This window comes from Alphaproteobacteria bacterium (genome assembly GCA_016699305.1).
In the GTDB taxonomy this organism is placed as follows: domain Bacteria; phylum Pseudomonadota; class Alphaproteobacteria.
Map to the genome: position 1 here is coordinate 780,138 of CP064970.1, position 14,387 is coordinate 794,524.

At 57.1% G+C, this 14,387-nt stretch carries 15 protein-coding genes; 12 read left to right on the top strand and 3 right to left on the bottom strand.

The window, feature by feature from the left end:
* The first annotated feature begins 82 nt into the window (after nucleotides 1-82).
* The 12 genes from IPI58_03610 (at nucleotide 83) to IPI58_03665 (ending at nucleotide 11,340) form a co-directional block, all read left to right on the top strand.
* Nucleotides 83-925, top strand: coding sequence for an acyl-ACP desaturase (locus IPI58_03610; protein ID QQR69749.1), 843 nt, complete (start codon nucleotides 83-85; stop codon nucleotides 923-925).
* Between the two features lie 72 nt (nucleotides 926-997).
* Nucleotides 998-1,894 carry a glycine--tRNA ligase subunit alpha gene (locus tag IPI58_03615; protein ID QQR69750.1) on the top strand — a complete coding sequence of 299 codons (897 nt, stop codon included), beginning with the start codon at nucleotides 998-1,000 and terminating at the stop codon, nucleotides 1,892-1,894.
* Nucleotides 1,887-3,983 carry a glycine--tRNA ligase subunit beta gene (locus tag IPI58_03620; GenBank protein ID QQR69751.1) on the top strand — a complete coding sequence of 699 codons (2,097 nt, stop codon included), beginning with the start codon at nucleotides 1,887-1,889 and terminating at the stop codon, nucleotides 3,981-3,983. The genes IPI58_03615 and IPI58_03620 overlap by 8 nt, the downstream gene beginning before the upstream one ends.
* Nucleotides 3,984-4,122: 139 nt before the next feature.
* On the top strand, nucleotides 4,123-4,803 hold the full coding sequence (locus IPI58_03625) for a prepilin-type N-terminal cleavage/methylation domain-containing protein (protein QQR69752.1): 681 nt from the start codon (nucleotides 4,123-4,125) through the stop codon (nucleotides 4,801-4,803).
* Between the two features lie 81 nt (nucleotides 4,804-4,884).
* The gene (locus tag IPI58_03630) at nucleotides 4,885-5,229 is read left to right on the top strand and encodes a histone (protein ID QQR69753.1); all 345 of its coding nucleotides are present in this window, start codon (nucleotides 4,885-4,887) and stop codon (nucleotides 5,227-5,229) included.
* Between the two features lie 45 nt (nucleotides 5,230-5,274).
* On the top strand, nucleotides 5,275-5,778 hold the full coding sequence (locus tag IPI58_03635; GenBank protein QQR69754.1) for a hypothetical protein: 504 nt from the start codon (nucleotides 5,275-5,277) through the stop codon (nucleotides 5,776-5,778).
* 750 nt (nucleotides 5,779-6,528) lie between these two features.
* Nucleotides 6,529-6,915 carry a 30S ribosomal protein S13 gene (gene rpsM / locus IPI58_03640; GenBank protein ID QQR69755.1) on the top strand — a complete coding sequence of 129 codons (387 nt, stop codon included), beginning with the start codon at nucleotides 6,529-6,531 and terminating at the stop codon, nucleotides 6,913-6,915.
* A gap of 86 nt (nucleotides 6,916-7,001) precedes the next feature.
* On the top strand, nucleotides 7,002-7,403 hold the full coding sequence (gene rpsK, locus IPI58_03645; protein ID QQR69756.1) for a 30S ribosomal protein S11: 402 nt from the start codon (nucleotides 7,002-7,004) through the stop codon (nucleotides 7,401-7,403).
* An 83-nt stretch (nucleotides 7,404-7,486) separates the two neighbouring features.
* Complete coding sequence (locus IPI58_03650) at nucleotides 7,487-8,539, top strand: DNA-directed RNA polymerase subunit alpha (protein QQR70033.1); 1,053 nt, start codon at nucleotides 7,487-7,489, stop codon at nucleotides 8,537-8,539.
* Between the two features lie 110 nt (nucleotides 8,540-8,649).
* Entirely contained in the window at nucleotides 8,650-9,087 is a 438-nt protein-coding gene (gene rplQ / locus IPI58_03655) for a 50S ribosomal protein L17 (GenBank protein ID QQR69757.1), read from the top strand.
* A gap of 71 nt (nucleotides 9,088-9,158) precedes the next feature.
* Nucleotides 9,159-9,818, top strand: coding sequence for a hypothetical protein (locus tag IPI58_03660; protein ID QQR69758.1), 660 nt, complete (start codon nucleotides 9,159-9,161; stop codon nucleotides 9,816-9,818).
* Between the two features lie 154 nt (nucleotides 9,819-9,972).
* Nucleotides 9,973-11,340: a hypothetical protein gene (locus IPI58_03665; GenBank protein QQR69759.1), complete on the top strand. Its 1,368-nt coding sequence runs from the start codon at nucleotides 9,973-9,975 to the stop codon at nucleotides 11,338-11,340.
* A 3-nt stretch (nucleotides 11,341-11,343) separates the two neighbouring features.
* Here the strand turns inward: IPI58_03665 and IPI58_03670 are convergent, their stop codons facing one another.
* From IPI58_03670 to IPI58_03680, 3 genes are all read right to left on the bottom strand, one after another.
* Complete coding sequence (locus tag IPI58_03670; protein ID QQR69760.1) at nucleotides 11,344-11,769, bottom strand: transcriptional repressor; 426 nt, start codon at nucleotides 11,767-11,769, stop codon at nucleotides 11,344-11,346.
* A gap of 423 nt (nucleotides 11,770-12,192) precedes the next feature.
* Nucleotides 12,193-12,723: a hypothetical protein gene (locus tag IPI58_03675; GenBank protein ID QQR69761.1), complete on the bottom strand. Its 531-nt coding sequence runs from the start codon at nucleotides 12,721-12,723 to the stop codon at nucleotides 12,193-12,195.
* Nucleotides 12,724-12,865: 142 nt separating this feature from the next.
* Nucleotides 12,866-14,356 (bottom strand): AarF/ABC1/UbiB kinase family protein, encoded by a 1,491-nt coding sequence (locus IPI58_03680; protein QQR69762.1) that lies wholly within the window; start codon nucleotides 14,354-14,356, stop codon nucleotides 12,866-12,868.
* Between the last annotated feature and the right edge of the window lie 31 nt (nucleotides 14,357-14,387).

Here is a 14,387-nt window from a genome sequence, read left to right on the forward strand (position 1 = left end):
ATGGGCCTGAAAACTATGTGCAATAAGGCGGACCGTAATCGGTCCCCGGCTATTTCTTCTCTTGGCGATAAAGGTGTGTGTCATGTCGGCGCATTGGGTGTTGGATGATATTTCTTGGGACAGTCTGGATGCGGATCGAATCTCTCCCGAGATACTCTCGATCGTCAAAGCGGCGGCCTTGGTTGAGTCCAATGCCGCCGATTATGAACGCTATTTATGTAACGTGTTTCAAAGCGATGCCGCTTTTTGTCGCCTGGTTGAAACCTGGGCGCGGGAGGAAGAGCAGCACGGCGCAGCGCTGGGACGTTGGGCGCAATCTGTGGACCCTTCTTTCGATTATCCCCGCGCCTTGGCGCGTTTTAGGGCCGGATACCGTTTGGACCTCGAACGCCAGACATCGGTGCGCGGTTCGCTTTCGGGCGAATTGATCGCCCGGTGCATCGTGGAAACCGGCACCAGTTCCTTTTACACGGCCCTGGCCGAGGCAACGCAAGAGCCGGTCTTACAAGATATCTGTCGCCGCATCGCCGGAGACGAATTCCGCCATTACAAGCTGTTCTACGATCATCTGATCCGTTACTTGCAGCACGAGGATATTAGCCGCCTGAAACGCCTTCATGTGGGGCTTGGCCGCATGGGCGAGTCCGAAGACGATGAATTGGCCTATGCCTATTACGCCGCCAACACGCCTTTTGAAGCCGCGCCGCCTTATGATCGTAAACTGTATGGCGGGGCCTATTTGGCGCGCGCCTATGCCTGTTATCGCCGCCATCATGTCGATCGCGTGGTAGCCATGGTTTGGAAGGCATGCGGCCTGAAGGCCCGCACGCCCTGGCAGCGTTTGGCCGAATATGTCGTTTGGGGTTTTGTCCGGTTGCGCCTTTTCCTGGCGCGTCCATCCAATGCGTGGCAGGGTGCCGAGTGACAAGCTGGCCTCGGATCATGTAAAAGCCCAAAGAAGGCCCTTTCGGGCAAGCCCTTTGCGTACAGGTTGACCATGACTGAACCCAAGCCCCCCGCCCGTTCCTTGCAAGAGATCATCTTGCGCCTGCAGAATTTCTGGGCCGCTCACGGCTGCGCGATTTTGCAGCCTTACGATATGGAGGTCGGGGCCGGGACTTCGCACCCGGCCACGGTGTTACGCGCTTTGGGGCCGGAGCCGTGGAGCGTGGCCTATGTCCAGCCCTCGCGCCGCCCCAAGGATGGCCGCTATGGCGACAACCCGAACCGTTTGCAGCATTACTATCAGTTCCAGGTTGTTTTAAAGCCCTCTCCGGCGGACAGCCAACAGCTTTACTTGGACAGTCTGGCCGAGGTGGGCATTGATTTTGCCGAGCATGATATCCGCTTTGTCGAGGATGACTGGGAAAACCCGACTCTGGGCGCGTGGGGGCTGGGCTGGGAAGTCTGGTGCGACGGCATGGAGGTCACCCAGTTCACCTATTTCCAGCAAGTCGGCGGTTTCGAGTGTCGGCCCGTCTCGACCGAGATTACCTATGGCCTGGAACGTTTGGCCATGTATTTGCAGGGCAAGGAAAACGTCTATGACTTGGCCTATAACGATCCGGACGCCAAGACTCATTTGACGTATCGGCAAGTCTTTCATCGCGCCGAGCGCGACTATTCGGCCTTTAACTTTGAATATGCCGATACTGACTTGCTGCTACGGCACTTCAAGGACGCGGAGGGCGAGTGTCAGGCGCTGTTGACGCGCAAATTGGCCCAGCCCGCTTATGATCAGTGCTTGAAATGCGGCCATGCGTTTAATCTGCTGGACGCGCGCGGCGTGATCAGCGTGGTCGAGCGCGCCAGCTATATCGGCCGCGTGCGCGCGCTGGCCAAGGCCTGTTGCGAGGCGTGGCTGGACGGTCAGGAAGGAAAATCCCATGTCTGAGTTGCTGATTGAATTATTCGGCGAGGAAATCCCCGCCCGCATGCAAGCGCGCGGCGCGCAGGAATTCGCGCGGCTTTTGGCCGAGAATCTGACCAAGGCCGGGCTTGCTTTCGACTCGTGCGAAGGACATGTCACGCCGCGCCGATTGGCGGCGGTCGTGCGCGGTCTGCCGTTGCAACAGGAGGATATGCGCGAAGAACGTCGCGGTCCGCGTCTGGGTGCGCCCGATGCCGCAGTGACGGGATTCGTGGGCAGTTTGGGCATGACGGATCCGGGGCAGTTGCAACAACGCGATGGGTATTATTGGGCGGTCATTGAACGCAAGGGCCAGGCGACGCTTGATGCGTTGCCCGGATTGATCGACGCCGCGATCCGTGGGTTGGTTTGGCCCAAATCCATGCGTTTCGCGGATGGCGAATTCATGTGGGTACGTCCGCTGCACAGCATCCTGGCCATTTTCGACGGTCAGGCTTTGGCGGGGCGTTTCTCTTTCGGCGGAGGTCAGCCCGATCTGACCTATGGCGATGTCACTTATGGCCACCGCTTTATGGCGCCCGGGGCGTTTCGTGTGTCTTCCTTCGCGGAATACAAAAAGGGCCTGTATGACGCCCATGTCATCTTGGACCGCGACGAACGCAAGGCGGAAATCCTGCGCCAGTTGAATGAGGCAGCGGCCAAACTGGGCCTGACGGTGAAAGAAGATATCGGCCTGCTTGAGGAAGTGACCGGCCTTGTGGAATGGCCGGTGGCGTATGTGGGCATGATCGACGCCGCCTTCCTGGAGCTGCCTATAGAGGTGTTGGTGACCTCGATGCGCACGCATCAGAAATACTTCGCCTTGCTGGATAAGCAAGGAAAGCTGGCGCGTTTCGCGGTGGTGGCCAACAGGACAACACGCGATGGCGGCCAAAAGGTGGTGGCCGGGAACGAGCGCGTCTTGCGCGCGCGTCTATCAGATGCGCGGTTCTTTTGGGAACAGGATCTGAAGATTCCTCTGTCTCAGCGCGTCGATGACCTGCGCAACGTAACCTTCCACGCCAAACTGGGCACGATGTGGGACAAGACGCAGCGCGTGGAAAGAATCGTCCGCAGATTGGCGAATGACATAGTGCCAGTCCAAACGGAGGCGGCATGCCAGGCCGCGACTCTGGCCAAGGCCGATCTGACCACGGGCATGGTGGGTGAGTTCCCCGAATTGCAGGGGATCATGGGCGGCTATTACGCGGGCCAGGGCGAAGTGGGCGCGGCCATCCGCGACCATTACCGTCCCTTAGGACCGGATGACGATATCTCGACACTTCCTGCCTCCAGCGCCATCCTGGCCTTGGCCGATAAACTGGATAGTTTGGCCGGGTTCTTCTCCATTAACGAGAAGCCCACAGGATCGAAGGACCCTTATGCCTTGCGCCGCGCCGCACTGGGCGTCATACGCCTATTGATCGAGAACCAGGCGATGTCGGGCATCCGGGTCCCCTTGGGCCAATTATTGGCATATGCCGTGCATGGCTACTGCGCCGATCCTGAGTCATCGGATTCCGCCGCCCTGTCGGTGCGCGAATCCCTGCTCGATTTCATCTTCGATCGTCTGGCCGTTTATCTGCGTGAGAAGCAGGGCACTCGTTATGACATTGTCGAGGCCGTGTTCTCGCTGCGTCAAGAAGACGATCTGGGCCGCATTCGCGCACGGGCGCAGGCTCTGAGTGAGTTTGTGGGGACGCCGGATGGAGAAAACCTGCTGGCCGCTTATCGTCGCGCCAATAACATCTTGACCATCGAACATAAGAAGGATGGCGGCGGGGCCTTTGTCGCCGAACCCGAAGAATCTTTACTGCAAGAGACAGAGGAAAAGGCGTTGTTCGCGGCGTTGACGGCGTTTCGTAACGCCGCGCCAAGCTGGCTTGAATCTGGGCAATACCAGCCCATGATGCAGGCGATGGCGCAGATGCGCGGTGCGGTGGACGCATTCTTTAAGAACGTTAAGGTCAATGCCGACGAACCGGCATTGCGCTTGAATCGTTTGCGTCTGCTGCGCGCCTTGATCGCCACGGCCGATGGTGTGGCGGATTTTTCTAAGATCCAAGAAGGCTGATCTTTCGCGTTTCACGTCATCGGCCTGACACTCTTTGTCGCAGGGGGATTGCGCGTTGGCGGCGCGTAGCTGATGGTCCGGTCCTAGGAACGGGCATGAGGTCATGCCTGCCATCGGCAATGCGGGGAGATAGGGCGATATGGCACGGATTTATGCAGCACAAAACGAACGCGCGGGTGAGCAAGGCTTTACTCTGGTGGAAATGGCGGTGGTGCTGATTATCGCGGGACTGATGGTCGGCGGTGTGCTTGGTGCTCAGCAAATGGTGCAAAACGCCCGCGTCAACAATGTCGTGACGGCGGTGCAATCCTATCAGGCGGCGGTGGCCGATTATCAGCAGAAATTCGGCGCGCTGCCCGGCGACGACGATAAAGCCAATTTGCATTTTGGTCAGAATGTTTCCGTCACGGGCGCGCAGCATAACGGCCAGATCGGCACCGGCAGCAGCTTCAATTCGACCGAGTCCTTATCCATCGGCGCAGCTGCCGGACAACAGGGGGAAAGTCGTTTGGTATGGGCGCATCTGCGCGCGGCAGGATTGGTCAAGTCCGCCGCATCGCCGTTGGAGCAGCCGGGCAACCCCTTTGGCGGCGTCTATGGCATTCAATATGGCGCGTTTTCCGGGGCCGGGGCTTTGGTCGGAGCGAATGCGCTGTGCATGAACGGCGTTTCAGGGTCGGCGGCCTTGGCCATCGACTCGCGGCTGGATGACGGCAATCCCGTGGGAGGCACCTTGCGCGCCGCGACCGCGATTGGCGGGACACCCCCAGCCGAGGGTTACTCTACCGATGAAACCTATGTCGTCTGCACGACGCTATAGAATTAAATACGCCTTAATCTTGCCGTTGTTAGGGCTATTAACTCTCATCACTCACACCCCCAATCATCAGGAGATCCTTGTATGTCTCGTTTCTCTCATATTCTGGCCGTGTCGGCCCTATCTTTGGCTTTGGCGGCTCCGTTGGCCGTTCGCGCCGAAACGCTGCCTGCCGATTCTGCCATGACCGCGCCTACTCAGGCTCAGCCCGAAAAGGCCGCTAAGAAGCATCACGCCAAGAAGCATCATGAGGCCCATAAGAAGGCCGAGCACAAGAAGGCGGAACATAAAAAGGCAAAACATGCGCACAAGACTCATGCCAAGAAGCATGATGAAAAAGCCATGGTTGCTCCGGCTGCCGAGCCTGCCGTCATGCCGGCTCCCGAGCCTGCTCCGGCCCCCGCTCCTGCGGCTCCGACGGCTGAATAACTCGGTCGTTTAACTCACGTCAACCCAGTGGGGGAGGATAGGATCATGCAAACATCGCTGTTTCTTCGTGGTCTGGCCGCAAGCGCCCTGGTGGCGGTTTTGCTGGCTTCCGCCCCTGCTGGGGCTGTGACGCCCGCATCTGGGCCTCCTGCCCAAACACCCCCCGCCGTTTCTGGTGAGCTTCATGCTCCGGCTCAAGCCACCAAGCCGCAGTTGACCCCCGAGCAGGAAAAACAGCGCCAGGAACGCCGCGCACAGCGTGCCGCTAAAAAGGCCGAGCGCGTCAAGGACATGCAAGGTAAGTTTGCCGCACTGCCAGCCGCCGATCAGCAAAAGATCAAGGCGATCGGGGAAGAGATCAAAGCTTTGTCTGAGGATCACCGCGCCCTGCTGATGTTCCACGTCTATCATGAATTAGGCTTACGCAGTTCACATGGCCGTCAAGGCAAGAAGGGCGGCAGCGGATGGCGCGACCACAAGAAGATGGATGCCCCCTCCGCTTCGGCCAAGCCTGCTGCTCCAACCCAGACACCCGCTTCCGTGCAGTAAAAGTTTGTTTGGATGCGAATGAAGGGCCGACCGAATAGGGTCGGCCCTTTTTTATGTAAGAAAGGGGTCGGGTGCCGAGATGATTGGCACCAGTCATTGCAAGCCCCACCCGCATGCGGCTGGGACCAGGAACGGCCATCAGGATATACGCAGCACAAATGGGGGATGAACACGAAACCACATCTGTCCGTGGATGCTTTCGGTCCGCCGGTCAGTGTCGCTGTCATAGAAGGAGCCAGGGCTGATCGAAGGCTTGAATATTGAATATCGACTAGCCGAGATGGGGCACGACACCGATGCTATCCTGACGCAGGCCGAAGACCTTCACAAACGACGCCATTTGGTCAGAAACATCTTCTTTCGCCTCAGGCGTTGGTGCGGTATGCCCCACACCATGCTAAAAACTCCGCCTTTTTCCTTGTCGCCATCCCTATCCGCTGCCTCGCGCTCCGGCTCAAAATATCGTGACTACGCGCCCTAGTTCTCTGGTGATTAACGGAAATATGTAGCTAAGATCGTTATGGGCAGACAGGCGAGCATGAAACCTATTGACAACCTCGTGGCGCGAAGTAAAGTCGGGCCATCTTCCTTTGACGCGATTAGGGTCGGGGGTAGATAGGGTTTTGCGCAACGTCCGGGGTGGTCGTCGGCATCTGAGCGACGACACAGAATAGGGCGGAGCCATCCCAAATCCGGTTCGACCCAAGTCTGGGAAGAAATCTTTGGCAATTCGCAGTCAGGAGGCTGTCGGTGGCTCGTATCGCGGGTGTCAATATCCCTACGCAAAAAGCGGTGAAATACGCATTGCAATACATTCACGGCATCGGCCCGAAGCTGGCTGATGACATCTGCACCGTGCTGGGTCTGAACCCGCAAACGCGCGTGCAAGAGATGACCGAAGGCGATGTCATGCGTGTACGCGAGTACATCGACAAAAACTGCACCGTCGAAGGCGATTTGCGCCGTGAGACGGCCATGAACATCAAGCGCCTCATGGATTTGGGCGATCGCGGCTGCTATCGCGGCACACGCCATCGCAAGGGCTTGCCCGTGCATGGTCAGCGCACGCACACGAATGCCCGCACCCGCAAGGGTCCGGCGCGTCCGATCGCCGGCAAGGCCCAAGCGAAGAAATAGCCAAAGGGCATCCGCTTAATCCTGATCTGCGGTGCAGACGGCTATAAGCGGTGCCGATCGAGACTTTATGGAAGGAGACATCAGGGGTGGCTGAGAAAGAACAAGCGGGCGCGGGGCGCATCAAGCGGCGTGAACGCAAAAACATCATTGCCGGCGTGGCTCATGTGAATTCGACCTTCAATAACACGCTAGTCACTGTCACCGACGTGCAGGGCAATACCATTGCCTGGGCGTCCTCGGGCAGCGAAAAATTTAAGGGCTCACGCAAATCCACGCCCTATGCAGCGCAGATGGCGGCGGAGTCGGCGGGACGCAAGGCCATGGAGCATGGCATGCGCACTTTGGAGATCGAAGTCAAAGGCCCCGGTTCGGGCCGCGAGTCCGCCTTGCGCGCCTTGCAGTCGGTGGGCTTCACGATCACGACGATCCGCGATGTGACCTCCATCCCGCACAATGGCGTGAGACCGCGCAAGAGACGGCGCGTCTAACGCCGAACAGGCGAATGAAGTTGGGTGCGCGGCGTGTCGCATGCCGCGCAGGATGATCTGGCAAAGAACCAAGGTGAACGATGATGATGGACATTCAGCGCAATTGGACCCAGCTGATCCAGGCCAATAAGAACGTCCAGGCAGAAAGCGATGGGCGTAAGGCGACGATTGTGGTTGAGCCGCTTGAGCGTGGCTTTGGCCTGACCTTGGGCAACGCGCTGCGCCGCGTGCTGCTGTCCTCGCTGCAAGGTGCCGCCGTCACATCGCTTCAGATCGACGGTGTGCTGCATGAGTTCTCGTCAGTCACGGGCGTGCGTGAGGACATCATCAACTTGGTCCTCAACATCAAGGGTCTGGCTTTGCGCATGAACCAGGAGGGGCCGCGTCGTTTGCGTTTGCGGGCCAAGGGTCCTGGGGCGGTTACAGCAGGTCAGATTGAAGCGACGGCCGATGTGGATATCATTAATCCCGAATTGGTGCTGTGCCATCTGGACAATGATGCCCATCTGTCGATGGAATTGGTGGTCGAGAGCGGTAAGGGCTATGTGCCCGGCGGACAGAACCGTCCTGAGGACGCCCCCATTGGCCTCATTCCCGTGGATGCCATATTCAGCCCAGTAACCAAGGTTTCCTACAAGGTAGATAACAGCCGCGTCGGTCAGGTAACTGATTATGACCGCCTGTCGATCTCGGTCGAGACCAATGGCGCGATGTCGGCTGAAGACGCCGTTGCCGTGGCCGCCCGTATCGTGCAAGAGCAAATGCGCTTGTTCGTCACCTTCGAAGAACCCCGCATAGCCGATGCGGCCAGCAGCTTGATTGAATCCCCGATCGTCGAACGCGCTGCCGGCGTAGTTGAAGCCTCCTTCAATCGCAATCTGTTACGCCGCGTGGATGAGCTGGAATTGACCGTTCGCTCAGGAAACTGCCTGAAGAACGAGAACATCATCTACATCGGTGATCTTGTCCAGATGACCGAGTCGCAGATGCTACGGACACCAAATTTCGGGCGCAAGAGCCTGAACGAGATCAAGGAAATCTTGACGCGTATGGGGCTGAACTTAGGCATGACAGTGCCCAATTGGCCCCCTGAAAACATCGAGGAAATGGCCAAGAAGCTCGACGAACCGTTCTGATCCGGTCGCGTCTTTATGGTCATGTGCAATCAACTTGCTTTCAGGGCGTCCGGCGTGGTTTAGTGTCGCCGAGCCAATGAAGGTCCGCAGGGAATTAAGGAGTTTGGGTTATGCGTCACGGTATCGCTGGCAAAAAGCTGAACCGCACCAGTTCACACCGCAAAGCCATGTTGTCGAACATGGCAGTGGCTTTGCTGAAGCATGAGCAAATCACGACCACTCTGCCCAAGGCCAAGACTTTGCGCCCAGTGGTGGAAAAGCTGATTACCCTGGGCAAAAAAGGTTCTATGTCTCAACGCCGCATGGCTTTTTCAAGCCTGCGCGACGATGGCATCGTGGCTAAGCTGTTCGGCACCTTGGCTGATCGCTATAAGTCGCGCGCGGGTGGCTATATCCGCATTCTCAAGGCCGGTTTCCGCTATGGCGATAACGCACCGATGGCCGTGATTGAGCTGGTAGATCGCGATGTGGCAGCCAAGGGTCAAAACAGCGGCCCCAAGCCCGTCAAAAAGGGTGAGACTGCCGATTCCGAGGCTGCAGCCGCCTAAGCCCGCGCGGCATTTCTGGCCCGTCCAACTTTTGACGTTATTTCCCCTGATCCCCTCGCACGGAGGCGCAGATGGGCTTGGCTGACCGTTTGGGCGTTATCTGTGGCATGGAAGTCGAAGCGCGATATGCGCGGTGTTTGACGTCCGATGTCGCTTGCGCAGCCGGCCAGCGTCGCTTAGCCCAGCATGCCGCCACACAGATGCTGGACGAGGGCGTGACCGCCCTGCTCAGCTTTGGCGTCGCGGGAGCCTTGGCCCCCCATCTGAAACCCGGCGATGTGGTCATTGGCACTAAGGTTCTAACCTATGACGCCGTCTGGACCGCCGATTCCGCACTAACAGCCCGTTTACGCGCCGCACTGCCCCAAGCTTATGACGGAATGATCTGGTCGGAAGGTGACATTGTCCCTACCGCCGCGCTCAAAGCCGATTTATTCGAGCGCAGCGCATGCCTGGCCGCAGACCAGGAAAGCGCTGGAATGGCGCAAGCCGCGGCCCCCATGGCCGCGCCGTTTGCTGTCTTACGTGTTATCGTGGATACAGCACAACATAGCCTCCCCCCCGCTGCCTTATTGCCCTTTGGCGAGAATGGCCGTCCTCGGTGTTTGGATATCCTAGGCAGTCTGATCCAGCACCCCGGGCAAATTCATTCCTTACTTAAGATTGCATCATCTATGGGTAAGGCCACCCATAAGATGCGAAACATTTCCTGCATTATCAATAGGATATAGCTTGTCTTGCCGGAAGGCGTCATGCCATGTATAATACACATCGTTTTATTGGTTATACATGCAACGATATGAACTTGCGGAAAAGGCATTCATGTACGGACCTCCTATTCCACAGCCATTATATGGCCGTCTAGCCGCGATCTATGAAGAACTCATGGATATCCCGGACGGCCACGAATCTGGTGATATACACAAAAAATGGCTACGGGCAGCGAATGATATTTGGGACAAGCATCCCGGTGAGCAGTGGAGAAAATTTGCTGAGTGGCCACTGACAGTCCGCATAGCTCTGGCGGGTGCAGCCATGTCGTCATGGGCGACCCCCTTGCGCCAGGCTGATTTGCCCTATGATCCCGACATGGGCTGGCCCATCGCGCAACTGCCGAGCCAAGAATCCAGGCGACATGTTGTGACCATGCTTGAACGCGCCCGTGATGCTAACCGCGCACTCGGCATGGATCCACGCTATCTGCACACACAAGAACATGTCGTTCGAACATTCATAACCGATCTAGAAAGATCACCTGTCGTCAATATCTTGAAAAGTTCCTGGCCACGATTACACGACACGACTTCTGATTCTTGCGATATCATCCCAGCCATTATCAGCGTTTTTCGTACCTTGAATGTAGGCGGTATGCTGCCCGACCACAATTACATCACGTGCATCCCCTATCACGACCATGACACACCAAAGATCAGCGATCATTGGTGGCACCCTTCGCACCGTGCCTTGTCAGAAAAAGCCATGACGACATTCGATAACCAGGGATTGGGGATTAAAAATCTTCAAGAGCACTTACAAATCATCTTAACCCTATATTGGCAGAGCTGGCGCAAGGCACTACCCCATGTTTTTGGTTCAATTCCTGTGCCGCAACTGTTATTGCAGAATCAGAACACCAAGACATCGTCGGCAGGCACACGCCAGTATCGGGCTCCACCAGAAATGGAGCAGCAAAGACAGGAAAGCAAGGTGATGGCCGAAAGGCCGGAAATCGCGTTGGCCGATATCCAGGCATCCGTTGTGTTGTGTGCCCGCGCTCCCGTCATGACGCGCTTGGCGGGAGCGATTCACGTCATGATTCACAATGCCGAGCACGTTGTGCAGGATTTCTTAGGCGGCGCATGGAAACGGAACCTCTTGCAAGATAAATGTCATCAGCAGTGGATCGGTGCGGCATCTCGTTTTGCCATGCCAGATATACACCGCCGGCATGGCTATGATGATCGTTTGGTTTTTGATATCTCAGGCCTTAGCTACCCAGAAACCCATTCTTTCTTGCGGTTATCCGCACAAATACACCAGGGATCTGCTCGTATAATGGGAGCGCGTTTTGCCGCTTCAATGGCAGAAACCCTGTTCTGCGAAAATCATCAATATCCTCTTGGGACAACAAGCCCCATTCTGCCGCCTAATTTTTCTGCAATCCGCATCAACACCGATAATGTGCCTCATACGGCGGATTGTACCCGGCCTAAGCTCCTCCCGAAGTCCACCGAATATGCCCTTTATGTATAGCGCCTAATGTGCTTCATAGCACTTCGCGCACTGGCCGTGCATTTCGATCACATGATGCTGCAGGTGATGCTCGTATCTGTCGGCCAGTTCGTGCAGTTTTTTAGCGGCGAACCGATCCGTAATTTCTTGCCTATGGCCACATGAATCACAAATCATCACCAGATGCCCATGAGCGTGGCCATGATCCAGGCACAAACGATATGTGTTGTCGCTGTCGGATTTTAATACCACGTCCAGCGTTATCAAAAAGTCCAGCACGCGATACAAACTCATCGCGGCAAGTTTCGGGCTACGCTTTTTGTTGATAAAGCCCAGAATCTGATAGGCCGTGCGCGGCTGGTCCAGCTTTTCCAGTATGGTCAGGACTTCGCGGCGCAAGGACGTCAAACGCTCGCCGCGCTGCCCGCATAACGCAATCACACTATCCATCAAACCTTGTGCCCTAAGAGCTGGGTTGGCTGGATTTCTTAACCGCGAAACCATGACATGATCCTTGTTGTTTGATCGGCCAAGCATATCGCACGCGGCAGCTTTAGGCCACATATCCACCGATCATGAATATGTGTGTTGGTGATGTGTCATCTTCTGCGCTGCTCTATTCGGGCGCAATGGCCGAGGTAACGGGGCCGCACCGCAGCCGATCAGAGCGTATAGAATATCGCGTGATTGTGCAGGAACCTTGTCGGCCAGGACCGCTCATGCTGATGCCAATAGGTGGGGTGTGCGCGTACAATGTTCAGACATAGGTCAGCCACGGTCTTCGGGGGCCTTTTGTTCGTAGCCATGTTCGGCACTAGGCGGCAGCGTCTGACGCAAAAGGTCGGGGGATTGCCGTATCGTGCGCGGTAGCAATCAGATGCGCTTACTCTCGCAATCCAGTTCTGCCATGCGGCCTTTGATGTAACCTGCCGCCCCCAGCACCAACCAATCCGAGACATGATCGCCTTTTTGCGGCTCGCTCTTAGGCATGAAGGCGTAACGCGCCGACTCGTCGCCGCGATGCACAGCGTTGTGCGCGACCATGGTTTCAAGGCAGCGGATCATGCGCAAACGCAAAGAGGTCTCCCAATCCAAAAACTTGATATCAAGCCGTCCTGGCAGATCGCCATTCTTATCTTCCGGATCATCCATATCCTGCTTGCCGACTTGATGCAGCAACTGCATGGCTTCGTCTTGAAGCACATCAAAAACCGTTTCCAGGTCTCTTGCCTGTTGAAACGCCGTGCTGCGTCCATGCGCGGCATCGCCCAACGTCTTGCCCGAGGCAATCAAAGCCAGGGTTGCTTCAACCCCTTCGGCACGTGTCAGCGCGTCTTTCAAGCTTTGCAGCGCCTCATCGTCCATGTTGCTCCACAAAATGGCCACGGGGATCACGGAGTGCATGGGGAGGACCTTTCTAAAGCTTGAGACTTTTCACCGCCGTCATCCTAACGCATCAATCCTACGAAACGCTTAAGCAACGATGAGTTGGCCCTATAAAAACATGCAACTTCACCCAATACATAATAATATCAATATATTATTCCTATTTTTTGCGAGTCTTCGACCGAGCCGCCATAGTATCTGTCGGGCCGTCTTCGTCTTCTTGAGGAGGGGGACAGCCGTGTTTTTTCAATAAAAGACGCTGGCGCTTATGCAGATCGGCCACGCTAAAACCATCTACCAGCTCGTTAAACAGTCTGTGCCAATTCACTTCAGCGCGCAAGCGTAAGAACACGCCGCCCAGCCCCACGGCGGCACGATCCATCAGGACAAAGGCGCGCGGCACTTCCACCCCGCCGCCCAGCTTGCGCAGTTCTTGATGCACACGGCTGGCGGTCTGGCGACCAAAGGCCCCCGTGTTGGTTTCCTCGATCAGACGCGTACGATCTTCCAACAACGGGGCATAAAGGAATCGCGCCCAGATGTTCAGCACCTGCGCCATCTCACGCGAGATGCCATGAAAGCCCCAATTCTCATAGGCGGCGATGGCGCGGTCTTCGTCGTTGTCGCGCAAAGCCATGTACAGCTCCACCACCGCGCCCACCAGATGCGCCGGGAACACGCGCACGCAGCCAAAATCCAACAGATTGACGCTGTTATCCGCGCGAAAGCTGTAATTGCCCGGATGCGGATCGCCGTGAATGACGCCATAACCGTAAAATGGCCGATACCACGCGCGAAACATGTTCATGGCCACAGCGTTGCGGTCGGCAAGCGAGCGACCATCCACGGCGTCGAGACGTTCGCCCTCCATCCAGGACATGGTCAACAAGCGGTTTGTGGACAGCTCGGAATACACCCGCGGCACATGCACATCGGGCAGCTTGGCCAGCATGTCGGCGAACAACGCCATGTTGCGGGCCTCGTGTTGATAATCCAGCTCCTCACGCAAACGCGCACCGATTTCCGCCTGGACGTGGCGTGTCGAAAGCGCCTTGTCGTAACGCTCGAACACGCCAAGGACCAAGGCCAATTGCCGCAGATCGGCGGTAACGACCGAGTCCATATCGGGATATTGCAGCTTACAAGCCATATCCTCGCCTTGTAATCCCACGGCACGATGAACCTGCCCTAGGGAAGCGGCGGCGCTGGCCTCGCGCTCGAAATGGCGAAAACGTTGCGGCCAATCCTGCCCCAATTCACCGGTCATGCGGCGCTTGACGAACAGCCAGCCCATAGGCGGAGCGTCGGACTGCAATTGGGCCAGTTCTTTGGCGTATTCAGGAGGGATCACATCGGGCAAAGCGGCCAGAATCTGCGCCGCCTTCATCAAGGGGCCTTTCAACCCGCCCAATGCGCCACGCAAATCACGGGCCAGGGCCTCCGGTTCCGGCTCGCGTCCGGTCAGTTTGTGACCGGCCACACGCGCCGCCACGCCGCCCATGGCCGCGCCGACGCGTGCATAGCGTCCCAGTCTTTGCCCTAAACCGCTTGATGACTCGTCATTCACGGGAACAGCCTTATCTGAAACAATCCTACCCCTATACTTAGGCGTCCGGCAGCCCTCTTGCAACGGCGGCCCAAGGCAGGGCATACAAGGAAGCCTTCTATCTGTCTTTCCTAAG